General features: G+C 71.0%; 22 protein-coding genes and 1 pseudogene. 15 read left to right on the top strand and 8 right to left on the bottom strand.

Annotation, left to right across the window (positions count from 1 at the left end; all coding sequences use genetic code 11):
• A pseudogene (locus ACWDOP_RS36675) lies at nucleotides 1-194 on the bottom strand (hypothetical protein); the annotation flags it as partial.
• 67 nt (nucleotides 195-261) lie between these two features.
• Between ACWDOP_RS36675 and ACWDOP_RS36670 the strand changes: the two are divergent.
• Complete coding sequence (locus ACWDOP_RS36670; protein ID WP_456348753.1) at nucleotides 262-2,874, top strand: DNA translocase FtsK; 2,613 nt, start codon at nucleotides 262-264, stop codon at nucleotides 2,872-2,874.
• Between the two features lie 6 nt (nucleotides 2,875-2,880).
• Here ACWDOP_RS36670 and ACWDOP_RS36665 read toward each other — a convergent pair whose 3' ends face one another.
• The 3 genes from ACWDOP_RS36665 to ACWDOP_RS36655 all read right to left on the bottom strand — a co-directional run bounded on the left by ACWDOP_RS36665 (nucleotide 2,881) and on the right by ACWDOP_RS36655 (nucleotide 6,270).
• Nucleotides 2,881-3,501, bottom strand: coding sequence for a GNAT family N-acetyltransferase (locus ACWDOP_RS36665; RefSeq protein WP_456348752.1), 621 nt, complete (start codon nucleotides 3,499-3,501; stop codon nucleotides 2,881-2,883).
• A 124-nt stretch (nucleotides 3,502-3,625) separates the two neighbouring features.
• Nucleotides 3,626-5,419, bottom strand: coding sequence for a hypothetical protein (locus tag ACWDOP_RS36660; protein ID WP_456348751.1), 1,794 nt, complete (start codon nucleotides 5,417-5,419; stop codon nucleotides 3,626-3,628).
• 164 nt (nucleotides 5,420-5,583) lie between these two features.
• The gene (locus tag ACWDOP_RS36655; protein ID WP_456348750.1) at nucleotides 5,584-6,270 is read right to left on the bottom strand and encodes a hypothetical protein; all 687 of its coding nucleotides are present in this window, start codon (nucleotides 6,268-6,270) and stop codon (nucleotides 5,584-5,586) included.
• Between the two features lie 149 nt (nucleotides 6,271-6,419).
• Between ACWDOP_RS36655 and ACWDOP_RS36650 the strand changes: the two genes are divergently transcribed.
• Entirely contained in the window at nucleotides 6,420-7,889 is a 1,470-nt protein-coding gene (locus ACWDOP_RS36650) for a hypothetical protein (protein ID WP_456348749.1), read from the top strand.
• A 42-nt stretch (nucleotides 7,890-7,931) separates the two neighbouring features.
• Entirely contained in the window at nucleotides 7,932-8,546 is a 615-nt protein-coding gene (locus ACWDOP_RS36645) for a TetR/AcrR family transcriptional regulator (protein WP_456348748.1), read from the top strand.
• Between the two features lie 97 nt (nucleotides 8,547-8,643).
• Here ACWDOP_RS36645 and ACWDOP_RS36640 read toward each other — a convergent pair whose 3' ends face one another.
• Complete coding sequence (locus tag ACWDOP_RS36640; protein ID WP_456348747.1) at nucleotides 8,644-9,060, bottom strand: hypothetical protein; 417 nt, start codon at nucleotides 9,058-9,060, stop codon at nucleotides 8,644-8,646.
• A 230-nt stretch (nucleotides 9,061-9,290) separates the two neighbouring features.
• Between ACWDOP_RS36640 and ACWDOP_RS36635 the strand changes: the two genes are divergently transcribed.
• Nucleotides 9,291-9,548 (top strand): GlsB/YeaQ/YmgE family stress response membrane protein, encoded by a 258-nt coding sequence (locus tag ACWDOP_RS36635; protein ID WP_456348746.1) that lies wholly within the window; start codon nucleotides 9,291-9,293, stop codon nucleotides 9,546-9,548.
• A 242-nt stretch (nucleotides 9,549-9,790) separates the two neighbouring features.
• Nucleotides 9,791-10,624: an alpha/beta fold hydrolase gene (locus ACWDOP_RS36630; protein ID WP_456348745.1), complete on the top strand. Its 834-nt coding sequence runs from the start codon at nucleotides 9,791-9,793 to the stop codon at nucleotides 10,622-10,624.
• A gap of 185 nt (nucleotides 10,625-10,809) precedes the next feature.
• On the opposite strand, the gene ACWDOP_RS36625 is transcribed toward ACWDOP_RS36630, so the two are convergent.
• On the bottom strand, nucleotides 10,810-14,166 hold the full coding sequence (locus ACWDOP_RS36625) for a BTAD domain-containing putative transcriptional regulator (RefSeq protein WP_456348744.1): 3,357 nt from the start codon (nucleotides 14,164-14,166) through the stop codon (nucleotides 10,810-10,812).
• 313 nt (nucleotides 14,167-14,479) lie between these two features.
• Here ACWDOP_RS36625 and ACWDOP_RS36620 point away from each other — a divergent pair, with 313 nt between their 5' ends.
• The 4 genes from ACWDOP_RS36620 (at nucleotide 14,480) to ACWDOP_RS36605 (ending at nucleotide 18,814) form a co-directional block, all read left to right on the top strand.
• Entirely contained in the window at nucleotides 14,480-15,982 is a 1,503-nt protein-coding gene (locus ACWDOP_RS36620; protein WP_456348743.1) for an MFS transporter, read from the top strand.
• A 100-nt stretch (nucleotides 15,983-16,082) separates the two neighbouring features.
• Complete coding sequence (locus ACWDOP_RS36615; RefSeq protein WP_456348742.1) at nucleotides 16,083-17,108, top strand: NAD-dependent epimerase/dehydratase family protein; 1,026 nt, start codon at nucleotides 16,083-16,085, stop codon at nucleotides 17,106-17,108.
• A gap of 45 nt (nucleotides 17,109-17,153) precedes the next feature.
• Entirely contained in the window at nucleotides 17,154-18,392 is a 1,239-nt protein-coding gene (locus ACWDOP_RS36610; RefSeq protein ID WP_456348741.1) for an MFS transporter, read from the top strand.
• Nucleotides 18,393-18,421: 29 nt separating this feature from the next.
• Nucleotides 18,422-18,814 (top strand): nitroreductase family deazaflavin-dependent oxidoreductase, encoded by a 393-nt coding sequence (locus tag ACWDOP_RS36605; protein WP_454204023.1) that lies wholly within the window; start codon nucleotides 18,422-18,424, stop codon nucleotides 18,812-18,814.
• A gap of 19 nt (nucleotides 18,815-18,833) precedes the next feature.
• Here the strand turns inward: ACWDOP_RS36605 and ACWDOP_RS36600 are convergent, their stop codons facing one another.
• Entirely contained in the window at nucleotides 18,834-19,721 is an 888-nt protein-coding gene (locus ACWDOP_RS36600; RefSeq protein ID WP_456348740.1) for a LysR family transcriptional regulator, read from the bottom strand.
• A gap of 223 nt (nucleotides 19,722-19,944) precedes the next feature.
• Between ACWDOP_RS36600 and ACWDOP_RS36595 the strand changes: the two genes are divergently transcribed.
• The 6 genes from ACWDOP_RS36595 to ACWDOP_RS36570 all read left to right on the top strand — a co-directional run bounded on the left by ACWDOP_RS36595 (nucleotide 19,945) and on the right by ACWDOP_RS36570 (nucleotide 24,548).
• The gene (locus ACWDOP_RS36595; protein WP_456348739.1) at nucleotides 19,945-21,144 is read left to right on the top strand and encodes a hypothetical protein; all 1,200 of its coding nucleotides are present in this window, start codon (nucleotides 19,945-19,947) and stop codon (nucleotides 21,142-21,144) included.
• 21 nt (nucleotides 21,145-21,165) lie between these two features.
• A complete protein-coding gene (locus ACWDOP_RS36590) occupies nucleotides 21,166-21,798 on the top strand; it encodes a class F sortase (protein WP_456348738.1) in 633 nt (210 codons plus the stop codon).
• A gap of 47 nt (nucleotides 21,799-21,845) precedes the next feature.
• On the top strand, nucleotides 21,846-22,211 hold the full coding sequence (locus tag ACWDOP_RS36585; RefSeq protein ID WP_456348737.1) for a metalloregulator ArsR/SmtB family transcription factor: 366 nt from the start codon (nucleotides 21,846-21,848) through the stop codon (nucleotides 22,209-22,211).
• Nucleotides 22,208-22,741 (top strand): SRPBCC family protein, encoded by a 534-nt coding sequence (locus ACWDOP_RS36580; RefSeq protein WP_456348736.1) that lies wholly within the window; start codon nucleotides 22,208-22,210, stop codon nucleotides 22,739-22,741. The genes ACWDOP_RS36585 and ACWDOP_RS36580 overlap by 4 nt, the downstream gene beginning before the upstream one ends.
• A 135-nt stretch (nucleotides 22,742-22,876) precedes the next feature.
• The gene (locus ACWDOP_RS36575) at nucleotides 22,877-23,410 is read left to right on the top strand and encodes a hypothetical protein (RefSeq protein WP_456348735.1); all 534 of its coding nucleotides are present in this window, start codon (nucleotides 22,877-22,879) and stop codon (nucleotides 23,408-23,410) included.
• 178 nt (nucleotides 23,411-23,588) lie between these two features.
• A complete protein-coding gene (locus ACWDOP_RS36570) occupies nucleotides 23,589-24,548 on the top strand; it encodes an AraC family transcriptional regulator ligand-binding domain-containing protein (protein ID WP_454204030.1) in 960 nt (319 codons plus the stop codon).
• On the opposite strand, the gene ACWDOP_RS36565 is transcribed toward ACWDOP_RS36570, so the two are convergent.
• Entirely contained in the window at nucleotides 24,545-24,736 is a 192-nt protein-coding gene (locus ACWDOP_RS36565; RefSeq protein WP_456348734.1) for a hypothetical protein, read from the bottom strand. The two genes, ACWDOP_RS36570 and ACWDOP_RS36565, sit on opposite strands and share 4 nt — an antisense overlap.
• Nucleotides 24,737-24,981 lie beyond the last annotated feature (245 nt).

Genomic DNA, 24,981 nt, shown 5'->3' with positions numbered 1-24,981 from the left:
TCCGCCACCACCCGATGCAGCAATCCCCACTCGAGTGCCTCGGCGGCGGTGAGCACGCGGTTGGTGAGCATGAGGTCCTGGGTGCGGCGCAGGCGCCGGCCCGGCGTGTTTTCCGCGTGGCCCGAGCGCGGCTGTGTTCCACTCGATAGCGGCCGCGACCACCCGCTCGCCGGGGGACGAGGCGAGCGCCACATGGCCTGATATGGGTGGGTCGTGTGTTGCGGATGGTCCCTATGGTGCGGTTGCGGCTAGCCTGGACGCATGGCAGGGAAGGCCCGCGGTACCGCAAACCCACGTTCGCGAGCGGGATCGGCGCGGGGCCAGACGCCTGCACGGTCCAAGGCCCGCAGCCCGCGCACGCCCGCCCGGGGCGCCCAACCGGCGGCCGCGCGTGCTCCGCGGCGGCCTGCCCGGCGCCCGGCTCCGGCGCGGCGGCCCGCTCGGGCGTCGAACACCGCGCCGCTGGCGGTGGTGCGCCGGGGCGTTACCACCGGCTACAACATGGTGGCGCGTGGTCTCGGCGCGGCTACCCGGGCGGTGAGCAAGGCCGGCGACATCGAACACGGTCATCGGCGCGACGGCATCGCGCTCGGCCTGTTCGCGGTGGCGTTCGTGGTGGTGGCCGCGGTTTGGCTGTCCGCGGGCGGTCCGATCGGGAACTGGGTCGAGGCCGTGACCCGCTGGGTCGTCGGATCCGTGGCGGCGGCACTGCCTTTCGTGCTCGTGGGCATCGCGGTGATTCTGATGCGCACCGAGGCGAATCCGGAGATCCGCCCGCGCCTGGTGCTCGGCGGTCTGCTGACCGGTCTGCCGGTGCTCGGGCTGTGGCATCTGGCCGCGGGTGCGCCCACCGACTATCACGGTCGCGCGCATGCCGCCGGTTTCGCCGGTTTCGTCATGGGCGGCCCGCTGCGGGACGGTCTCAGCGCCTGGCTCGCGGTGCCGTTGCTGCTGCTGGCGGCGGGCTTCGGGCTGCTGCTGCTCACCGGAACCACCGTGCGCGAGGTGCCCGACGCGCTGCGCGAGATCTTCGGAACCGACAGTGGCGGTGACGAATACGAGCGCTACTCCGATGAGCCCGGGCTCTACGATCCGGCCAATTACGACGCCGATGGCTTCCCGCTGCATCAGGGCACGCGCCGGCGGCGCGGCCGCAATCCCTCGGACAACTATCCGCCGGACGAGTATTCGGGTTCGGATTCGGTCACCGAGATCATCGGCGAACCGCCGCTGCAGGCCGCCAAGAACGCGGCCGCGGCGCCCGAGGCCGTCGAGGAGAAGCCGAAACCCAAGGCGCGCAAAGCGCCCAAGGTGGTCGATCAGACCCCGCCTCCGCCGCAGCAGCTCGAGTTCGTCACCGATCGCGAGGTGGACGGCGACTATCAGTTGCCGCCGCTGTCCCTGCTGACCGACGGCGAGCCGCCCAAACAGCGCAGCGCCGCCAACGAGTCGATGATCGAGGCGATCACCGAGGTCCTGATCCAGTTCAAGATCGACGCGGCGGTCACCGGTTTCGTGCGCGGCCCGACGGTCACCCGCTACGAGGTCGAGCTCGGCCCGGGCGTGAAGGTCGAGAAGATCACCGCGCTGGCCCGCAACATCGCCTACGCGGTCGCCACCGAGAACGTGCGCCTGCTCGCGCCCATCCCGGGCAAGTCGGCGGTCGGCATCGAGGTGCCCAACTCCGATCGCGAACTGGTGCGCCTGGCCGACGTCCTCAAGGCCGCGTCCACGCGCAGCGATCATCATCCGCTGGTGATCGGTCTCGGCAAGAACATCGAGGGCGAGTTCGTCGCGGCCAATCTGGCGAAGATGCCGCATCTGCTGGTCGCGGGTTCGACCGGTTCGGGTAAGTCCAGCTTCGTCAATTCGATGCTGGTCTCGCTGCTGCACCGGGCCACGCCCGAAGAAGTGCGCATGATCCTGATCGACCCGAAGATGGTGGAACTCACCCCGTACGAGGGCATTCCGCATCTCATCACCCCCATCATCACCCAGCCCAAGAAAGCCGCCGCGGCCCTGGCCTGGCTGGTGGAGGAGATGGAACAGCGCTATATGGACATGCAGGCCAACAAGGTTCGCCATATCGACGATTTCAACCGCAAGGTCAAGTCCGGGCAGATCACCACGCCGCTGGGCAGCGAGCGCGTGTACCGGCCGTACCCGTACATCCTGGCCATCGTCGACGAGCTCGCCGACCTCATGATGACCGCGCCGCGCGACGTGGAGGACGCGATCGTCCGGATCACCCAGAAGGCCCGTGCGGCGGGCATTCACCTGGTGCTGGCCACCCAGCGGCCCTCGGTGGACGTGGTGACCGGTCTGATCAAGACCAATGTGCCGTCCCGCCTGGCCTTCGCGACCTCCTCGCTGACCGATTCGCGCGTCATCCTGGATCAGCCGGGCGCGGAGAAGTTGATCGGCATGGGCGACGGGCTGTTCCTGCCCATGGGCGCGAGCAAGCCGACCCGCCTGCAGGGCGCGTTCATCTCCGACGAGGAGATCACGGCCGTCGTCGACTTCGCCAAGACGCAGGCCGAGCCCGAGTACCAGGACGGCGTGACCGCGGCCAAGGCCGGGGAGAAGAAGGACATCGACGCCGATATCGGTGACGATCTCGAATTGCTCGTCCAGGCCATCGAATTGGTGGTGACCTCGCAGTTCGGTTCCACGTCCATGCTGCAGCGCAAGCTGCGGGTCGGTTTCGCCAAGGCGGGCAGGCTCATGGATCTGATGGAGACCCGCAACGTGGTCGGGCCGAGCGAAGGGTCCAAGGCGCGCGACGTGCTGGTCAAGCCCGACGAGCTCGACGGGCTGCTGTGGACCGTGCGCGGCGGGGGCGACGCGCCCGGCGGCGAGGATTCCGAGGACTGAGCGCGGTCACGGCTCGCAGCGCATGATCCAGGTGCGCGGGCCGTCCGGCATCTCGTGTACCGCGGTGACCTCGAAGCCGAATCTCTCGTAGAACGCGACGTTCTCGGGGTTGGAGGTTTCGAGGTGGGCGGGCAGGCCGTCCTCGCGACAGCGCCGCAGGCCGGATTCGAGCAGCTGCGCGCCGTAGCCGCGCCCGCGTTTGTCGGCCCGGGTGCCCAGGGCGGTGAGATGCAGGCGATGCTCCACCGTGTGCAGGGCCGCGACCGCGACGCCCTGTTCGTGGGCGACGCGGGCGCGGGCGCCGAATATCCGCCGGTCGTGCACTCGCTGCCCGAAGATCGATCGCAGGACGGGCGGGTAGAGCGTGCTCTGCCACAGCGCGACGCCGGTGACCACCCCGGCGGTGTCGGCGGCGATCTCGATGCCGTCGTTGCGGCGGTAGGACTCCCAGGCCGAGATGGTGATCAGGCGTTCCACCCGGGCCTGTCTGGTCGAGGCTTTGGGGAACCACCACGCGCTCAGGGGATCGTTCTCGAGTGCCCGGCTCAGCAGCCGGGCCGCGATCGGGATATCGCCCGGCGTCCCCGGTCGCACGGTCCGGTGGGAGGGCTGTCTTTCTGCGCGCACTTCCGGATGCTAGCGACATTTCGGACGTTCGAGTACCCGGTATTCCGGGTCCCGGTGTGTTGCCCGCCGAACGCGCGACGGCCGCGGCTCAGAGCCGCGGCCGTCCCCGGGTGCGGTGTGCCGATTACCCGAGGCTCTTCACGAACGCGGCCAGCTGGTGGCCGCTGTAGTCGGGCTGCCCGTCGTTCTGCACGGCTGCCGCGCCGATGGTGTCGACGTGGTTGTAGCCGGGCAGGGTGACGACCTGGGCCAGGGCGGGGGCGGGGAACAGGGTGCCCACGGCGGGCGGGACCGGGCTGTCGCCGGCGAAGGCCACGAAATGGGGTTTGGTGCGGGACAGCCCGCGGCCGGTCAGCGCGGCCATCTCGCCGGTGCGTGAACCGCCGAAACCCGCGCCGATGTCGATCACCAGGCGCAGCGGGAAGTAGGTCTCCCAGTACGCGCCGGGGGAGCCGGTGCCGAGCTGGCGCGCGACCTCGATGATGTCGGCGACCTCGTGATTGGGTGCGGTGTAGGGGATTGCGCGCACGTCGTTGTAGTTGCGCCAGGTGTAGAGCGCGCCGCGGTCGGTGGGGAATACGCGCTGCTGGGTGCCCGCGCTCATGCGCAGGAAGGAGCCGATCAGCGGAATCTGGGTGACCTCGCCCGGGGTCGGGAAGGACTTGAGTTCGACCGGTCCGCCGTCGAGGGCACCCAGACCCTGTTGGGTGAGAACGAAATTGGCCGAGTTGTTGTCGATCAACATGCCGAGCATCGCGGTGTTGGTGAAGCGGAACTCGCGAATCGCGGCCGAGCCGTCGGCGCCGTTCGCTGCGAATCCCGCCCAGGTCGGCGAGGTCAGGAAGTTCAGCGTCAGTTCCATCTCGGGGTCGCTCGGCAGGTGTGCGAGCAGCCGGCTCTCGCCGTCGGGATCCAGGTGCGCGGCCAGGCCCGCGAGCCGGTACAGCACAAAGGTTTTCGCGCCCAGGACCGGCAGCGAGCCGAACGTGCGCGGCAGCATGCCGGCCTTGAATCCGGTCTGCAGTACCCCGTCCAGGGGTGTGACCAGCGCGTCGGTGAGGTCACGCAGGATCGGGGTGTTCTGCAGCGCGACCGGGTCCGAGGACACCATCGAGTCCTGGGCGGCGAACGCGGCGCACTGGTCCGCGCCGTGCCCGGCCGCACCGAAATTCCAGTCGGCGAAGAATCCGGTCACCAGCCCGCCGAGCGAGATGCCGGTACACACGAACTTGTCCTGTCGCTGCGCGCGGACGGGTACCTCGTGGCGCATGACCTCGAACTGGTCCCACAGCACCCGTTCCATTCCCATGGAATCGAGCACCGCCAGTTGATCATTGGTCTTGAATCCCGGGAATCGCTGCCCGTCGAGTTCCCTGCCGTTGAAGTAGTAGTCGACGGCGTCGAGGTAGTTCCCGCTGCGCAGCGCGTAGTCGAAACCGAAGGTCTCGTCGAGGCACGTACTGCGCCGCGCCAGCGCCCAGAATTCGATGTGCTGCCCCATGGATCGCGCCGAGCGCACCGTATTGGCCGCCACCCCATCGGAATTGACGGCCCCGCCGCCGAGTCCCTGCTCCTGGATGACGATCCGGTCGGCCCCCGCGGAGTCCGCGGCCCCGTCCGCGGTCCGGTACCGCAGGTATCCGACCCGGTCGCACGCCGCGGGGTGCGCGGCCGCGCCGGCCGGCAACGGCAGCAGGTAACTCACGTGCGACACCACGATCCCGTCCCGTTCGGACAGCACCGTCTCCTGCCGGTCGACCGCCGCGCTCGCCGCCTCCGGTTCCGCCCCCGCGGGCCCGCCCGCGATCGACAGCGTCGCCCCGATCCCCAGCACGACCGCCAGCGCGAGGTTGGCCCGCCGCGGGTTCCGGCTGTTCCGGTCGCGGGCACGCCGTTGCGCCCGAGTGCTTCTCGTCATGACTCGGATGGTGTCAGTATCGGAATAGCTGTGTCACTCGGCATTCGAACGGAATCCCGGGCACCCGTTTGTGCACTGTGGCGCCGGAGTCCGCGGCCGCCCGGCCGCCATCGGATGGGCACGGCCGGGACGCGATCCTCAACGTCGCTGGGGGAGCGGGCCGTTCACTTCTTCGGGAGTGGTGAATTGATGGTGGTGAAGTACTGCGCGGCGGCCAGCAGGGTGGCGGGCGCGGTCACCAGGAGGGTGCCGGCCAGGGTGCCGAGGGGACCGAGGGCCATGATCCCGCCGAGGCAGCCGATGGCGGCCGCCGGGAGGAACCCGCCGAACAGGCCGATGATCGCCGCGGAGGCGATGGTGGCGCCGGCGACGCCGCCCAGGACGCACCCGACGGCCGCGCCGCCGAGTCCGCCCACCGCCGTGCCGATGGCGGCGCCCAGCTGGATGGTCGAGGTGAGCCGGGCCCAGGCGGCCTGCTCGCGTTCGTAGCGGGTCTTCCACGGGGCTTCGGCGTCGAAGGGGAGCGCCACGGGTTGATAGACCGCGTGGGCGGTGTCGAACCGTGGGGTGAGGGTGGCGGTGCGGCCGGTGATGGCGGCGTCGATCGGGAAAACGAAATCGTCTACGCGGAAAGACATTTCGGCCTGTGCGAGCGTCCGCCCGGCCGGGGACTCGATGGTGAACACGCCGTCGCGGGCCGTGAGCGAGCCGCCCTCGGTGGTGATCGTGGTCGCCACCTCGCCGGGGGTGACCGTGAACCGAACGTCGTCGGGGGCATCGGCGGTGGCGATGCCGGTGGCCAGCTGCGCGGCGGCGAGCAGAGAACAGGTCAGGATCAGGGGCTTCTTCATGGATTTCCTTCGTGGTGGAACCGAGAATCCGTCACGCGCCGAGCGGCGTCCTGTGACGTGGGCAACACGATAATCACAAACTCGACGACTTGTCTACAGTTCTCGACACTGTGTTGACTATTGTCGGGTCGCCGTGGAGCATGGCGGTCGTGAGCAATGCCTTTCCCTCTTTGAATCGGCGCGCGCTACTGGGCGGGTCGCTGGCCGCGCTGGGCGTCGCGGCGCTGCCCCGGACCGCCACCGCCGTGCCGCCGGGCCCCGAACTCCTCGACGCGCCCACCATGTGGCGCTGGGTCCGGGACATGGCCGCCCACGGCCCGCGCTTCACCGGCAGCCCCGCGCACAAGCGCTGGATCGATTCTCTGGCAAGGGAATTGACGAACTTCGGCCTGGACGTCGAGCGCTACCCCACGCCGCTGCGGTACTGGAACGCGCGCGACTGGTCGCTGACCGTCACCGACGCGCAGGGCGGGACGGAACAGATCCCGGTCGCCTACTACTGGCCCTATTCGGGCACCACCCCGAGCGCGGGCATCACCGCCCCGGTGGTCGATGCCGCGGGCGGCGGCGATCTCACCGGCGCGATCGCCCTGGTCGATCGTCCCGTCACCACACTCGTCGCCGGCGTCTTCGCCCCGTTCACGGTGTCGGCCCGCCCGCGCACCCTGCTGCTCGACGCCGCCCTGGAGGACATCTCCCGGCCCTGGCTCGGTGCGAGCGGGCCCAAGCTCAGCGCCCTGCGGGACCGGGGCGCGCTGGCCGCCATCTCGATCCTGCCGTTCGCGCCCGAGGACGCGCGCGGTCAGTACACCCCGCACCAGCAAACCCAGCAGGACGGCCTGCCCGCCCTGCATCTCGATCGCGACCAGGGCGCCCGGTTGCGGGAGCTCATGCGCCGGGGCCCGGTCACCGCCACCCTCACCCTGACCGCCGACACCGACCCCGCCGCCTCGGTCGACTACCTCGCCGCCACCATCCCCGGCAACGGCAGCGGGTCCGGCGCGATCTTGCTCATGACGCACACCGACGGCCAGAACGCCGTCGAGGAGAACGCCGCCGCCGCGATCCTGGCCATGGTCGACTACTTCACGAAACTGCCCGTGGCCCAGCGAGATCGGGACATCTGCGTCGTCTTCTCACCCGCGCACATGACCGCCGCCACCAGTGCCGTGCATCCCGAGCACTGGCTCGAACAGCATCCCGAGATTCGCGATCGGATCGTGGCCGCCGTGGTCCCCGAACATCTCGGCGCGCTGCACTGGGCCGCGGGTCCGGACCGAGTGTGGCGACCGACCGGGCAGCAGGAGATCCTCGTCCTGGGCGTCGGCAACAGTGATCAACTCACCGGAACCGTCACGGCCGCACTGGATTCCAGCGACCTGGACCGCACGATCGTCGCCCGGCCCTACACGAACAATCTCTACGGTGAGGCCACCGGCCCCTACCGCCTGGGTATACCGACCGTCACCGCCATCGCCAGTCCGAACTATCTGATCCGGGTGAGCCCCGGCGCCGAACTCGACCGGCTCGATCCCGAACTCGCGCACCGTCAGACGAGATTCCTGACCGGACTGACCGAGCGACTGCTGCGTGCGTCCTGGCCGGGAGCGCCTCGGTAAGCTCGCCCGTGTGTATCGGGACCGAGCATCGGACGGGACGCGGTGACCGCGCCGCAGGATCGCGCACCCGCGCGCGGCCGTCGCGGCCCCAGCAAGGGTGACCGGCGCGAAGCCGCCATCCTCGACACCGCGCGCCGCCTGCTGGCCGAACAACCCCTGTCCGCCATCACCGTGGATCAATTGGCCAAGGGCGCCGGCCTGTCCCGCTCGACGTTCTATTTCTATTTCGACTCGCGCGACACCGTCGTCTACACCCTGGTCGCGGACAGTCTGACCGAGCTGGCCGACATCATGAACGACCTCGTCCCGCCCCTGCCCGCCGCTTTCCGCCGGGCCATCGCCCGCTACCTGGAGCGCTGGCAACAGCACGGCCCCCTGCTGCGCGCCTTCGGCTCCACCGACCGCGATGCCCGGGTCGAACACGCCTGGGCCGACACGCACTCGCGCATCCGTGACCAACTGGGCGGCCTCATCGACGCCGAACGTGCCGCGGGCCGCGCACCCGACGGCCCGGAGGCTCCCTACCTGGCCGACGCGCTCATGGCCATGATGTGGCGCGCGGGGTACGAACACTCCCTCGACCCCGGCGCGGACACCGACCGCAAGATCGACACCCTCACCGCGGTGTTCACCCGCACGATCTGGTGCACGCCGTAGCCGTCGCGCTCGGATGGGCCGCGCTCGCGCGGCTCCGGCTTTCGCGAAACGTCATGCCCGCGGGCGGCCGCATCCGTCGCGGCCTGCGGTGTCTCGATCACGGCTGTGCCGGGGACGGCTTCCGTCGCGCGCGGACCGCCATGGTCAACCCCGTGATCAACAACGCCAGCAGCGGGAAAAGCGGGATGTAGGAGACCCACTCGATCGGGTCGGGCAGGGACAGGGCCACGAAGGTGACCAGGACGGTCGCGGTGAAGATCAGGGCGGACCAGCGGTGGGTGGGGCGGACCCACCAGCCCGACGGAGTGTGGGCGGCGGCGCGGTGGGGGCCGCGGAACCAGGTCAGGTACAGGTAGGCGCCGGTCAGGAACAGCAGGGCCAGGGGGAGCAGGGGGAGGTAGACGAGCCAGTCGGGGCCCGAGACCGCCAAGACGACGAAGACCAGGACGATGCTCGCGGCGAACGCGATGCCCAGCCACCGGTGCGCGCGCCGAATCCGGACGTTCCTGTTCATCGGGTCCTCCATGTTCCCCAGAGCCGGGTGTCCCGGCGTTCCGTCGCCCGGTCGTCGTGCTGAACGCGCGCCGCGGGCCTGTGACCAGCGCTTCTGGATTACCCATTGATAGTGCCAGCCGGAAATCCCAGATTTCGTACCCGACCGGCGTGTCAGTGTCTGATTTCCGCCGATGGACAGGTGACCATGGGAAGACCACGGAACTGCACCGGCAATCGGTAGGAGATGTGATGCTCGCACTCGGGTTCTTCGGATGGATCATCATCGGCGGTCTGGCCGGCTGGATCGGCAGCAAGGTGATGGGTACGGACGGGCAGCAGGGCGTGATCATGAACGTCGTGGTCGGCATCGTCGGCGGCCTGCTCGGCGGTTTCCTGCTCAACCTCCTCGGCGTCGACGTCCGGGGCGGCGGGCTCATCTTCAGCTTCCTGACCTGTCTCGGCGGCGCGGTCCTGCTGCTGTGGATCGTCAGCAAGGTCCGCAGCTGAGCCCTGTCGATCCGCTGTACCGGTTCCACCCACGGCCCACCACGCCCCCGGCGTCGGTGGGCCGTCGGCGTTCGGCGGGCGCGCACCCGCCTCCCACCTGCCCGTTCTGAAATCGTTCAGTCGTCGTTGAGCCGCCGGGGTCATCGTGGTGCCCGGCGCCCACCCCGGGCGCCGCACCGGAACGGTCCCGCCGTTCCCGAAATCCCTCGCGTCGAACGACTTCGGAAGAGGCATCACCACCCATGCGCAACACCCTCCGCCGTTCCGGCCGCACCATGATCCTGATGGGCGCGCTGACCCTCACCCTGGCCGCCGCGGCCTGCTCCACCGACAAGCCCGCGGCCGCGCCCGCCACCGTGCCCGCTCCCGACCCGAACAAGCCCGGCATCCTTCTCGTGCACGGCGCGTTCGCCGACGGCTCCAGCTGGGGTGGCGTCGCGGAGCAGTTGCAGGCGAAGGGCTTTCGAGTCACCACCGCCGCGGTGCCGCTGCGCGGGCTGACCTACGACAGCGCCTACGTTCGCAGCCTGCTCGACGCCATGCCCGGCAAGACCCTGCTGGTCGGTCACTCCTACGGCGGCGCGGTCATCACCAACGCCGCGGCCGGTGCGCCCAACGCCGCCGGACTCGTCTACGTGGCCGCCTTCGCGCCCGACAAGGGCGAGTCGCTGGGCGAACTCGACGGCCGCTTCGGCGGTCCGGCCACCCGAATCACCGTGCCGCACACCGTCGGCGCCGATCCCGTCCCCGAGTTGCGGGTCGCGGACGACAAGTTCGGGGAGTACTTCGCCCAGGACGTCGAACCCGTCCGGGCGGCCGTACTCGCGGCGGGCCAGCGCCCCATCTCGGTCGCGGCCTTCACCGAGACGACCGCCGAACCGGCCTGGCGCACCGTGCCGTCCTGGTACCTGGTGGCGACCGACGACCGCATGATCCCGCCCGCCGGGCAGCGTGAGATGGCGGCCCGCGCCGGGGCCACGGTCACCGAGCACGCGGGCAGCCACGCGATCGCGGTCTCGCACCCGGACGCGGTGGTGCGGGTCATCGACGAGGCTGCGGCGGTCGTGGCGCGCTAGCCGCGAGCACAACGCCATGACCTGCGGCGACGCCGTGATCGCGGTGAGCGCCGGCATGCGTACCGATGTGCCGGCACAGCAATGGAACGGGCCCGGCGGTCGGCATCGAGCCGGAAAGTGTTGTGTTGATGGAGGGTTCGAGAACGGCCGTGCCGACGCCGGGCGGACAGTCCTCCGTGCCATGGTCAGGCGGGATTTGCGCGGGGTCCCGGGAGGGGCGTCGATGTGAGCAGCCTGTCGATCTCCGCCAGCGCACGGGCTGCGCCGATTCGCGCGGCGAGAGTGCGGGATTCGTACAGGAGGCGCCGGGCCCGGTCGTCGTCCGCGGGGAGGGACCGGGCCAGATCCAGGAGGGCGGGCAGCAGCTCGACGGGGCTGTCCTGCGTGCGCAGGATGGCGACGGCCCGCTCGAGTAGATCCAGCGCGGGCCCTTCGGATGCGGCCAGTGCCCGCGCGCGCAGGGCCCGGCCGATGGTGGCGGGGGTGTTCCAGCGCTCGGCCAGGGCCAGTTCCTCGTCGGCGAGCTCACGGGCCCGCGCGTGGTCGCCGAGCCGGGCGAATTCCATTGCCGCCGAACCGCGCCAGGCGATGTGCGCGGGATTCGTGATGCCGACGATCCCGGCCCGGCGCCCGCACTCCAGGAAGTAGCCGATCGCCTCCCGGGACTCGCCGCGCGCCGCGCTCAGCAGACCGCGAACATGCAGGGCGACAGTCCATTCCCAGGTTTCCGGGTCGGCGTTGGCGGTGCGCCTGTCGAGCCACCGCTCGGCTTCGTCGAGGCGACCGAGGCCGATCAGCGCGTGCGCGTACTGCGCGGCCAGGGTGGCGGGCGGTGCGACGAGTTCGTCGTCGACATCACCCAGGACCGGGCCGAGATCGGCCAGCACACCGCGGAAGTCGCCCGCGCGCACCATGACCTCCGAGCGGAGGATGGCGCGGTAGGTGTCGATCGCGCCGAAGTACTGGTCCGCCCGCTGCTCGGTGAGCGCCAGTGCGGTCGTCAGATCGCCGGCCCACATGCACAGGTGCGCGAGCATTCCGATGAGCTCGCGCGGGAGCGTGCCGTCCGCGTGCTCGGCGGCGAGCCGCCGCACCGCGGTGGCGGCGTCGATCCGGACGCCGAAGGCGTCGGACCAGGTCACGATGGCCGAGGAGATCGGATCGGGCTCCGGGCGGGCGCGCTGGGCCGCGACGAGCTCGCGCCAGGTCGGGGCCGAGAGGCCGGCGATCATCCACGTCGAGGCGCGAATCGTCCCGGCGTACACGGGATCCCGGGCTTCGGTCTCGGCGACGACGGTCTCGAGCATGTGCATGGCGGCGGGCGCCTCACCCCGGATCGCCATGGTCCAGGCCAGCGGCACGGCGGCGGTCGGGGCGACGGCGCGGGCGCGCTGACCGCGCAGCGCGTCGTCCAGATGTGCCCGTGCCGCGGCGGGATTGGTCCACAGCCGCAGTTGCCCGAGCCGCACCAGCAGCTCGTCGCGCTGCTCGGGCGCGCAGATGCGCAGTGCCAGTTCCAGCCAGCCCACCGCCTCCACGATGCGGCAGTCCCGCAGGGCTTCCTCGGCCGCGTCCACGAGCACCACGGTCCAGCGCGCGTATTCCGGCCCGCACAGCTCGCGCAGATATCGGGCCACGTGCCGGGCCGGATACCCGCGGCCGCGTTCGTGTTCCGCCGCCGCGGTCCGGAACCCCGCGGACTCCTGTCTGCCGGTGAGCCACGCGATGGTGTCGGCGATCAACGGGTGCCGCACCCGCGGCGGCTCGGCGGACGCCAGAATGCCCGCGTCCGTGAGCAATTCGCAGCGGTGCCGGACTTCGCCCGGCGGTTGATCGCAGGCGGCGGCCAGGGTCGGCACCTCCGGCTTGAGCTCCCGCAGGGCCGCCAGTGCCCGCATCATTCGCGCGCCACGCGCGGAGAACCCGCGCAGGAGCCGCTGTGTCGCGCGCGAGTAGCGACCGTCCAGGAGCCGGTGCGGCACCCGGGTGCGGTCGGCGCGCTCGGCCATGTCCGCGATGAGCGCGTCCACCAGCATCGGGATGTCGGCGGCCGCGTCCCGGATCTCGGCCGCGAGTTCGGGCGGGCAGTCCGATCCCGTTCGCCGCCGGTACAACTCGGCGACCGCACCCGAACCCAGCCGCCGCAGCCGCAACACCTCGGTGGCCACCGGCTCGAGCCTGGAGTGCAGCTCGACCACCCGCGGGTCCCAGAACCGCCCGTCGAGCGCGACGACGATGACCGCCCGCGCCGCCCGCAGCGCCGGCCCGAGCGCGACCAGCACCCGCACCGACCCCTCGTCCATCCGCGTGCCCTCGTCGACCAGGACGATCAACGGCTCCGCCCCCGCCCACCTCGCCAGCACACGCCGCAACCGCCCGACGAGGGCCCGCTCCCACTCCGTCGCCGATGTGTTCGCCGCTGCCGCAGTGTGTTCCAGGTCGAAGGCGGCCGAGCCGCTGCCTTCTACGGGCGTGCTCGCGGAGGTGGTGAGGCGGGTCAGGAGCTCGGTGGCGAGATCCTCGTCGTTCGTGGTCGGCTCGATTCGCAGCGCGTGTGGATAGCGCAGCGAAAGCTCTTTCAGCAGTTCGGTTTTGCCGTAGCCGGGGCGGCCGGTGACCACCACCAGGGACCCGGCGCCGGTGGCGGCGCGACGTTCGAGGGCGGCGATCGCGGCGAGTTGGCGATCCCGGTCGACCATCGTGGGAACGCGCGTATCGGCAACTGCGGCAGTGGTATTCGCGGCCGGATCCGGTGGCGCGAGCGCCGGTTCCGCTTCCCAGCCGGCGAGCACGCGTTCGTGGAGCGCGCGCAGCTCCGCGCCGGGTTCCACGCCGAGCTCGTCGATCAGCAGCCGCCGGGTGTCGCGGTACAGCGCCAGCGCGTCCGACCGGCGTCCCCGGTCGGCGAGCGCGCGCATCAGCAGCGCCCGGGGGCGTTCGCGCAGCGGATGTTCGGTGGTCAGCGCGCGCAGGGCGTCGATCGCCCGATCGGCCCGGCCCTGCGTGACCGCGAGGTCGAGGCTGTCCTCGAGGATCGCGATGCGGCGCTCGGTCAGGGCCGCGCGCTGCTGCTCCGCCCACGGTCCGGGAATCCCGGCCAGGGGTTCGCCCGAGCACAGCGCGAGCGCGTCGGCGTACCGCCGGGCCGCGAGCTCACCGTCGTTCGACCGCCGGGCCAGTACCGCTTCGGCCACCAGCCGATCCAGCACCCCGAGGTCGAGCTGATCATCGTCGATCCGCAGCTGGTACCCGCCGTGCCCGGACAGCAGCACCGCCGGGGGAGTGCGCGGCGCCCGCGTGGGCTCGAGCACGCGCCGCAGCGCCGAGATGTGCGTCTGGATCACCGCGGTGCCGCTGGCCGGGGGCTCGTCCTCGTACAGCGCGTCCAGCAGGGCCGCGGCCGAAACCCATTGCCGCCTGCGCATCGCCAGCACGGCCAGGATCCCGCGCCGCTGCGGCGGGCCCAGCGGCCGGACCTCGCCGTCGATCCGCGCCTCGACGCCGTCGAGCAGGATCAGGTACAGCCCGCTCGCCCGACCCATGCACCTCTCCACGCCGTCCCGTGCATCGGCGCGCCCGGCGGGCGGCGCCGCGCCCGGGCGTCCGCCCTGCTGGCGGCATCGCGACCGAGCGGCCGGCCCGCCGTCCAGGCTCACCGCTCGCCCGGAAATGACACGTCACCGACGCGAAGACTCTACTGACCCCCGACCCGCCGACATCTGCCACCCCGCATCCGTGACCAGCCCCGCCGGGCGACCCGGAGTGATCTCGCGAATCCGGGGTACCCGCGTAGCGTTGCGCTCTGGTCGGCGCACCCGCGGGTAATCGGACGAACGTCGGAACCGAGGAGTCGTGATGGCGGAGCAAGCCGGTGCGGACGGCACCGTGCGGACACTGATCCCGGCCCGGATCGATCGGCTGCCGTGGTCCAGATTTCACACCCGCATGGTGGCCGCGCTCGGGGTGGCGTGGATCCTGGACGGGCTCGAGATCACCGTCGCCAGCGCGGTCGCCGAGACCCTCACCGAACCCGAGACACTGCACCTGTCCTCCACCGCGGTCGGTCTGCTGGCCACGGTGTACCTGGCCGGTGAGGTGGTCGGCGCGCTGGTGTTCGGCAACCTGTCCGACCGGCTCGGGCGGCGCAAACTCTTCCTGATCACCCTGGGCGTCTACCTGTTCGGCAGCGGCCTGACCGCGCTGACCCTGGGCAGCGGCGCGGGCTGGGTGGCGTTCCTGTACGTCACCCGCTTCATCGCGGGCATGGGCATCGGCGGCGAGTACGCGGCCATCAACTCCGCCATCGACGAACTGATTCCGGCCCGCTATCGCGGCCGCGTCGACATCGCGGTCAACGGAACCTATTGGGCCGGAGCGATCATCGGCACCATCGGCACCTACATCCTGCTGAACATGGTGACCCTGTCGGTGGGCTGGCGGCTGGGGTTCCTGATCGGCCCGGTGCTGGGCCTGGTCATCCTCTTCGTGCGCAGGCACCTGCCGGAGAGCCCGCGCTGGCAGATCATGCACGGCCGCACCGAGGACGCCGAGCGCTCGATCACCGAGATCGAGCGCGAAGTGCACGCCACCGGTGTGGAACTGCCCCCGGTCGACGAATCGAAGGTCCTCGAGGTCCGGCCCGCCGATCGGATCGGCTACCTGGCCCTGACCCGGGTGCTGTTCCGCGAGTACCCCTCTCGCGCCGTGCTCGGGGCGAGCCTGATGATCAGTCAATCGTTCCTGTACAACGCCATCTTCTTCACCTACACCCTGGTGCTCGGCAAGTTCTACGGCGTCCCGTCCGAGACCACCCCGCTCTACCTGATCGCCTTCGCGGTGGGAAATCTGCTGGGCCCGTTCACCATCGGCCACTATTTCGACACCATCGGCCGTCGCACGATGATCTCGGGCACCTATCTGCTCTCCGGTGTCCTGCTGGCGATCTCGGCGGTGCTGTTCTACGCCGACGTGCTCAACGCCATCACCCAGACCCTGTGCTGGTGCGTCATCTTCTTCTTCGCCTCGGCCGGCGCCAGCGCCGCCTACCTCACCGTGAGCGAGATCTTCCCGCTCGAGGTGCGCGCCAAGGCCATCGCCGTGTTCTTCGCCATCGCCCAGTGTTTCGGCGCGCTGGGCCCGGTCATCTACGGCGCACTGATCGGCGACGGCGACCACCCGTTCCGCCTGTTCCTCGGCTACCTGCTCGGCGCGGCCGTCATGATCACCGGCGGCGTCATCGCGAAACTGCTGGCCGTGGACGCGGAGAACAAGTCCCTGGAGGACATCGCCCTGCCCCTGGCGGCCCGCCGCGAGCCACCGGCCCGCGCGGAGGGTGTGGCCACGCCCGCCGCCCCCTGAACGGCGGGGCGCACCCGCCCACCCCGGCCGAGCGCACAGTAGACTCCGCGCGAGGGCGGGGGCGCGCGGCGATTCCCCATGAGCGGCAGAGGAATTGCGCATGGACACGGTGCTGGTCACCGGAGCGACGGGTTTTGTCGCCGGGCACTGCATCACCGAACTGCTCGAACACGGGTATCGGGTGCGGGCGACGGTCCGGGATCTGTCCGACACCGGCAGGCGCGCCCACCTGGTCGACATCGCGAACCGGCTCGGCGGTGAGCTCGACTTCGCGCAGGCGGACCTGACCTCGGATCAGGGCTGGGAGGTCGCCGCCAAGGAGTGCGATCACATCCTGCACGTCGCGTCCCCGATTCCGGACGGCCGCAAGGAGTCCGAGGCGGAGATGGTCGAGGCCGCCGTCGAGGGCACCCTGCGGGTCCTGCGCGCGGCGGCCGCCGCCACCACGGTGCGCCGCGTGGTCCTGACCTCCTCGATCGTCACCATCAACCAGGGCCATGACACCGATCGCGTGTTCACCGAACAGGATTGGTCCGATCCCGCGCGGCTCACCGGTTACGACAAGAGCAAAACCCTCGCCGAACAGGCCGCCCGCCGCTTCGCCGGGCAACTCGGAACCGGCTTCGACCTGGTCACCCTGCACCCCGCCATGATCCTGGGCCCGCTCCTGCACCGGCAGACCAACATGTCCCACGAGCCCGCGATCCGCCTGCTCGGACGCAAGGTGCCCGGCAATCTGAACGTCGGCTGGTCGACGGTCGACGTCCGCGATCTCGCCCGCGCGCACCGCGTCGCCCTCGAAACCCCCGAGGCGTCGGGCGAGCGCTACATCCTCGCGGGCGACCACTTCTGGATGCGCGACATGGCCGCGGCGCTGGCCGCCGAGTTCGGCCCCCGCGGCTTCAGGGTTCCCCAGCGCATGCTCCCCGATTGGCTGGTCCGCCTGGCCGCCCTCGCCGACCCCGGCATCAAACGCGTGGTCCCCGCCCTGGGCAAGCCCGAACGCCTCAGCTCCGCCAAAGTCGAAGCCGAACTGGGCATCTCGCTGCGGCCGAAACAGCAGTCTCTGCTGGACACCGCCGAGAGCCTGCTCGCCCACGGCGTGGTGACGGCGCCCGGCCGGTAGAAAACCGGTGGGCCGCGGCGGGTCTCGTCTGCGAGAATCCTGCCGGTGACGGGGTCAACCGGTATCGCCGGTCTGCTGCGCGCCAACCGCGGGTTCCGGCTGCTGTGGGCCGCGCGCTCGCTGTCGTTCCTGGGCGATTCGCTGACCCTGGTCGCGCTCATGCTCTACGTCGCCGAGACGACCGGGCAGGCGCTGGCGGTGGCCGCCCTGCTGCTCGTGGGAGATTTCGCGCCCGCGCTGCTCGGCCCGTTCACCGGAGCGCTGAGCGACAGGTTCGATCGCAAACACGTCATGGTGGTCTGCGATCTCGTCCAGGGCGCGATGGTGCTGACCATCGCCCTCTGGCTGCCCTCGCTGTGGCTGCTGCTGGCGCTGGTGGCGGTGCGGGCCATCGCCGGACAGGTCTTCCAGCCCGCGTCCCGCGCCGTGGTGCCCGCCCTGGTCCGCGATCGAGAGCTGGAAAGCGCCAACGCCGCAATCGGTTTCGGCACCAACGCGGGGGAGACCCTGGGCCCGCTCGTCGCCGCGGCCCTGTTCCCCGTCGTCGGCCTGCGCGGGGTGCTGCTGATCGACGCCGCCACCTTCGTGCTCTCGGCGCTGCTGCTGCTCTTCCTGCCCACCGGCCGATCGCCGGCGGCCGAGGACGGGCCCCCGCGCACGCTGTGGGCCGAAACCGTCACGGGCCTGCGCTATCTCGCCGCCGCACCGCTGCTGCGCGTCATCGGTCTCGGCTACGTCGCCATCGTCGCCTGCAACGGCATCGACGACGTCGCCCTGGTCTTTCTCGCGAAAGACACACTGCACAGCGGAGATTCGGCGGTCGGGCTGCTGCTGGCGGGCGTCGGCATCGGCCTGCTCGCGGGGTACGCGCTGGTGGCGCGCACCCGGTTCACCATGCCGGTGCTGCTGGTCGCCGGATTCGCGATCAGCAGCGCCGGAAACCTGCTGACCGGCCTGGCCTGGGCGGTCGCCGCGGCCTTCGTCGTGCAGACCACGCGCGGACTCGGCATCGCCGCCATGGACGTGGCCGCCAACACCCTGATCCAGCGCGCGGTCCCGCGGGAGCTGCTCGGGCGCGTGTTCGGCAGCCTCTACGGCGCGATCGGCATCGCGGCCGCGCTGTCCTACCTCGGCGGCGGATTACTGCTCGACCGCACCGACCCTCGCGTCGCCTTCATCGCCGCCGGGGCGGGCGGACTGCTGGCGACCGTGGCCACGGCCGTAACGCTGCGCCGGGTGATCGCCCGCCCGCGTGACCGCGAACCCGCGCCGCCGGACCACTAGGCTGCGGAAGGCAACCAAAGGAGTTCGCAATGACAACCTTCGATCGCGGTCCCTCGATGTTCCCGGCGTGGTTCGACCGGCTACAGGTCAAGTACATGAATCCGGCGATGCGCCGCGTCGCGCCCTACCTGCCGGGTTTCGCGGTGATCGAGCATCGCGGCCGCAAGTCGGGCCGGGCGTACACGACACCGGTCAACGCCTTCACCGCGCGCGGCACCTTCGCGGTCGTGCTCGGCCACGGCATCACCGACTGGGCCCGGAACGTGGTCGCCGCGGGTGACACCACCGTGCGCTCGCGGTTCCGCACCGTCCGGCTCGCCAACGCCCGCATCGTGGCCCCCGGTCAGGCCGGCGCCGACGTGCCCCGCGCGGCGCGACTGGCGGGCGGCAAGTTCAACATCTTCCTCGCCGACATCGTCTAGCGGTCCCGGTCCCGGCCGGTCAGAACGTCACCCCGTACGCGGTGAGCAGCGCCCGCGTGAACGCCGCGGCCGCGGGGGAGGAACGTCCGGTCGGGACGGCGAGGCCGAATTCCCATTCGATGACCGGGGTCACCCGGGCCGTGTGCAGTTCCGGGAACCGCGCGGCCGAGGATTCCGGCAGCAGCGCCGGGCCCAGGCCGCTGCCCACCAGGTCGTGGATGGTCTCGAGCGCGGAGGCCTCGTACCGGAATTCGAGCCGGACACCGGCATTGCCGAGCGCGTCGTTGATGACATCGCTGATGATCCACTCCTGCGGCAGCGCGACGAAGCAGTCCCCGGCCAGCTCCGTGATCGCGACCGACTCTCGCTGCCCGAGCCGGTATCCGGGCGGGCACAGCAGCACGACCGGCTCGCGCGCCAGCGGAATGACGCGCACCCCCGGCGGCGGCTGGGCGGGCCGGGCCACCAGGGCCAGATCGAGTTTGCCCTCGGCGATGCTGTGCATTCGCTCCATCGCCCCGGACGCCTGCTGCGAGAGCCGCAGCCGGACCATCGGATGTTCCTCGTGAAACCGTGCGAGCACCCCCGCCAGATCCACCGATCCGTGCGACAGCAGAATCGCCAGATGTACTGAGCCGCTGAGATTGTCGTGATAGTTCGCGACGGTGTCGGCGGCGCGCCGGGCGGCGCTGAGCACCAGGCGGGCCTCCGGCAGCAGCGCCGCGCCCGCCGCGGTGAGGGTGATGCGCTGCCGGGATCGGTCGAACAGGGGCGTGCCCAGATCATGTTCGAGCTTGGCGATCGCGGCCGAGACCGCCGACTGCACCACGTGGACCTGTTTCGCGCCCTGCGAGAAGCTCAGCTCGGTGGCGACGGCGACGAAGTACTCCAATTGCCGGAGTTCCATAGCTGGAGGCTACCAATTGTGGGGGTCGTCTCCGTGACATCTCGCGTCCGGTTCCGCCGACCGTGCGGTATCGCCATCGGCGATGAGCCGCATCGCGGCCGTGCGTTGGACTGGCGACCACCTCGGGCGAAGCCTGAAGTCGAGTCATTCGCTCAATGGTTACTAGGGCATCCTCCGGCAGCGCGGCCGAGGTGAAGGCCCTGCTTCACGGGATGAGAAGTACATGATCAGCAAGCGTTCAATCTCGGTTCGTCATCGTTCGATTCTCACGCTGGGGGCCTCGGCCACGGCACTCGTCCTGGTCTTTGCCGGTGCACCGCACGCGGTTGCCGACCCGGCGCCGGGGCTCGACACCGGGTCCGCCGGACTCGGCATACCGCTGGGGTCCGGCAGCGCGGACGCGGGCGCGATCGCCCTCGGTGTGGCGGCCGGCGACGCCCTCGGCGCGGGTTCGGCCGCCACGGACACCGGCAGCGCGCTCGCGCTCGGAACCGGCAGCGGGGCGGGCAGTTCCGAGGTTCTCGATGCCGGGAGCGCCGCGGTGGGCGGGGCTGCGGCGCTCGGGTCCGGAAGCGCGGAAGCCCTGGAGTTGGGCAGCGCGGGGGCGGGCAGCGCGGCTGCGGCGGGCAGCGCCGACGCGGGGAGCGCCGGGGCGGCCGGAAGTGCGGCCGCCGGCAGTTCAGCGGCGGAAACCGGCAGTGCGGCAACGGCTCTCGGACTGGGATCGGCCGGAGCCGGGGCTGCCGGAGCGGGAGCCGCCGGTGCGGGCGCGGCGGGGGCCGGGGCCGCGGGTGCGGGTCTCGGCGGTGCGGCGCTGGGTAGTGCCGGGGTCGGCAGCGCCGAACCCGGAAGCGCGGCGGTCGGTAGCGCGGGGGTCGGCAGTGCCGCGGTAGGCAGCGCGGCCCTGGGTAGTGCCGCCGTAGGGAGTGCCGCGCTGGGTAGCGCGGGGGTCGGCAGTGCGGCGCTGGGCAGCGCGGCGGTCGGCGGCGCTGCCGGTGGCGCGGCGCTCGGAGGCGTCCTGCTCGGTCTCGGGCCGGGCGCGGGAACCGGGCCGAACGCCCAGAACCCGGATGCACAGAACCCGAACGGCCCGAATTCCCAGAACCCGAACGAACAGAACGGCCGGCCGCACGGGCAGCCGGGAGTCCCCGGCCCCTCGGAGTCCCGTCCCGGTGCGCCTGGTACTTCCGGCCCGGGCACGACATCGCCCGACTCCGGAACGACCCGCGGGGGACAGCTCGGCGACAACGAAACACTTGGCGCGGCAGCCTATCCCGTCCCGCTCGGACACCCCGAGACCGGCGCGGGCGGTCTGGTCTCCTCCGATCGCGCTCTGCTGGCGGGCTTCGGCCTGCTGTCGCTGCTGGGCGCGGGCCTGCTGGTGTCCCACACCGTGCGCCGCCCGAGCCGCGACCCGCGCTGACCGGATCGAACACACAAGCTCATGAGCAAGGTTCGATCCGCCCTGACCTGGGCCGTCGCGGTCGTGCTCGTGGTGGTGGGCGGTTTCCTGCTCGGTGCGCCGGGCACCGGCGAACAACGGAACCCGCCCCCCGCCGCCGTCGACGCGCGTTCGGACGCCCCGCCGCCCGCGCCGTCACTACCGCGTTCGGCTCCGGAGACCCTGTCCATCCCGGTCATCGGCCTGACCACCGCGCTGGATCACATCGGTTTGAAATCCGATGGCACCGTGCAGGATCCGGCTTCCTTCGAGCGTGCGTCCTGGTACGACGCCGGCGCAACGCCCGGCGAACGGGGATCGGCGGTCATCCTCGGTCACGTCGATTCCTATCGCGGCCCGGCGGTCTTCTTCCGCCTCGACGCCCTGCGTCCCGGTGACGCCATCGACGTCACCCGCGCCGACGGCGGCACCGCGCGTTTCGTGGTGACCCGCGTCGAAACCGTTCCCAAGGACGCCTTCCCGGCGGCCGCCGTCTACGCCGACCATGGCGGCCCGGAGCTCCAACTGGTCACCTGCGGTGGGCAATTCGACGACGAATCCCGTTCCTACCGCTCGAACGTCATCGTCTACTCCACCCTGGCGGATCCGTCGCCGGCGGCGGCCCGCGCCGGCTGAGCGTCGCCACGATCCACAACGCGTAACCGATGTGTTACGCTTTTCGGGTGGACGAAGTAGCCGCCGCGATCGCCGATCCGGTGCGCCGGGAGATCCTGCTGCTGTTGCGCACGGCCCGGCTCACCGCGGGAGAGATCGCCGAGAATTTCGCGATCAGCCGCCCCGCGGTCAGCCGGCACCTGCGCGTGCTGCGCGAATGCGGCCTCGTGTGCGACGAGGTCGCCGGGCGGCAGCGGTTCTACACCCTCGACGCCGAGCCGCTGCGCGAACTCGCGGGCTGGATAGCGCAGTTCGATCGGCGCGAGGCATGGGAACGGCGCTTCGACGCATTGGAGACCGAGGTGTACCGCACGCGCCGCGAGCATCGCGCCGCCCCGGCGGATGCCGAGACAGCAAGGGAGAACACCGCATGAGCAACTCACCCACCGGTCGCGTCGTCCCCACCGCGGCGGGCAGCGTCATCCCCACGGCCGCGGGCCGGGACCTGGTTCTGCTGCGGACCTTTCGCGCGCCCATCGAGGACGTCTGGGCGAGCATCACCGAATCCGACCGCACCGCACGGTGGTACGGGCAGTGGAAGGGCGAACCCGGGGTCGGGCGGACGATCCAGGTGCAGATGGCCTTCGAGGAGGGCGCGGGCTGGTCCGATATGCGTATCGACGCCTGCGACCCGCCGCGTCATCTCGCCCTCTACGCCGCCGACGACTACGGCGTCTGGAGCCTGGATCTGGAGCTGACCCAGCGGGAGGAGATCACCACCCTGCGCTTCACCCATCATCTCGACGACAAGGCCGAAGTCGAGAACGTCGGGCCGGGCTGGGAGTACTACCTCGACGCCATGGTCTCGGCCTACAACGACGGTCCGCGGCCGGACTTCGCCGACTACTACCCCGCGATGAAGGCGTACTACGAGGCCCAGGACGCCGCTACCACCGAGGGCTGACACCCCATCTTCGTTGCTCCGTCATAGCTGAACCGAATTAAGTTGCAGCACTTTCGATTTCGTCATTCTGCCAGGCTCACCGCTGGTACCGTCCGCCCCGGCGCCGCTCCCCCCGGCGCCGGAAGGAAGTAGACAATGACGAAGTCCCGCTACGCCCTCGGCGTCGGCGTGTGTGCCGCGCTGGCGAGTTCGGCCCTGGCCGCCGGCGCCGCGCACGCCGCCATCGACAGCATCGCCGCGGTCGGGCCGACGCCGGGCGCGGCGTGCCGGGTCGGCGCGGCCTGCACGATCGTCGCGACGACCACCGGTTCCGATCGTTTCGCGACCGTGGAGTTCCTGGTCGAGAACGTGGTCGTGGGATCGGCCACGCCCGTGGCGGACACCTTCGGCAAGGTCACCGCGACCCTGCCGTGGAACCCGGCCGAATCCGGCCTGTATCAGGTGGAGGTCCGCCAGAACGGCACCAACACCACGATGTCGTACTACGTCAGCCCGGGCGAGGGCGGCTGCTGGGCCGTCCCCGGTTCGTCGGGTACCGGATCCGCCGGCTCGGGGTCGGGCGGCAGCGGTTCCTTCGGATCCGGTTCGGCCGGTTCGGGTTCGGGCGGCAGCGGTTCGGCGGGTTCGGGTTCCGGGGGGAGTGGCTCGAGCACCGGCTCGCTCTGCTGAGCGGACAGCCGCGGCCGGGCGCACCCGTGTGCCCGGCCCGTGCTCCGCGATGTGCGATCAACCTCACTTGCGACCTGAATGCACCGGGCGGTATAGCCTTTGGCTATCCGAGTCGTGATGCGCAGGAGGGGCGTTGGGTACAGATCAAACTTTGCTGCATCGGTTCGTTATCTCCCAGATGACGCAGATGGGCCTGGATCGCGCGCGGCTGATTCGCGAATGCCGGGTGCCGGACTGGACTTTGACCGGCAACGGCGTCCACGTCTCGAGCGAGACCTTCTGGCGGCTGTGGGAGATCGGGGCGCGCTGGCTCGACGATCCGGACGTGGCGTTGCACGTGGCGAGCCGATACGAGCTCAAGGCGACCGGACTGTACGACTACCTGTTCACCAGCGCGCCCACGCTCGGCGCGGGCCTGGCCACCTGCGGCCCGTACGTCAGCGCGGTGACCACCAATCATCGTTTCGACCTCGTCGATTCCGGCGGCGGTCCGATGCTGCGTCTGGACATGGTCGACGGCGGCGACGCGACGCGCGACTACACCCAGCTGTGGGGCTTGATCGCCGTGCTCACCCGGGCGCGGCACGTGGTGGCCGCGCCGTTGAACCCGGTCCGGGTCGCGCTGCGCCGCCCGGCGCCGCGAAGACTCGATACGTACCGAGAGGTATTCGGTACCACCGCAATCGAATTCGGCGCCGACATCGACGCCATGACCTTCCGCCCCGCCGATCTGGAGCAGCCGCTCACCACCGCCGATCCGGTGCTCGCCGCGGTGTTGCGCCCCCTGGCCGAGGCGCTTCCGCCACCCCCGCCGCTCGAGTCCGCGTGGCCGGAACGGGTGGCCGTGGCGGTGGCCCAGGCCCTCGACGAGGGCGAGGTCTCGCTGGAGGTGGTGGCGCGCCGGCTCGCCACCAGCCCGCGCACACTGCAGCGCCGGCTCGCCGACGCGGGCACGACCTGGCGCCGGGAACTGGACCGGGCGCGCTCGGCCCGGCTCGTGGCGGCCTCGACCGCGGGTCCGGTCAGCAGAGGTAGACAGGCGCAGCTGCTCGGCTACGCCGATGCGGCGTCGATGCGCCGGGCCTCCCTGCGCTGGGCCGTGGTCGCCCACGCGCACGCACCGGTTCCGCCGCGCTAGGCCCGCAGGTGGCTGGCGGCGATGCGCCAGAACGTGGCGTGTTCCATGGTCGCGAAATCCCAGTCCTCGATGAGCGCGTGTGAGGTGGCCACGATCCCGTGCACGTCGAAGTCTTCCCGGGTCGCCGTGCCCTTGGCTTCCAATGCCGCCACCACATAGGCAACGGCACGTTCTCGGGAGTGTTGCACGTGGATCTCCTCGCAAGCGGTTCGACTCGGGTGTGCGTCCTGGACCGGCGCGCGGGAGCATGCGGTGGCGGATTGCCGATTCGCCCCGCGTGGCGCGCCGTGGATATTCAGTGTTGCTCCGCAGTCGCTACACGAGAAGGCCAGAACGCGTCAGCATCGGGCAAACGCGTCAGGGTCGGCCGCGGCCGACCGAAAGCCGTGCCGGCCGGCCGGTCGCCGCGCGCGAAATGCCGATTCGCGCCCGA

It is taken from the genome of Nocardia sp. NPDC003693 (assembly GCF_053981095.1).
This window is presented reverse-complemented; position numbering and strand designations above follow the sequence as displayed.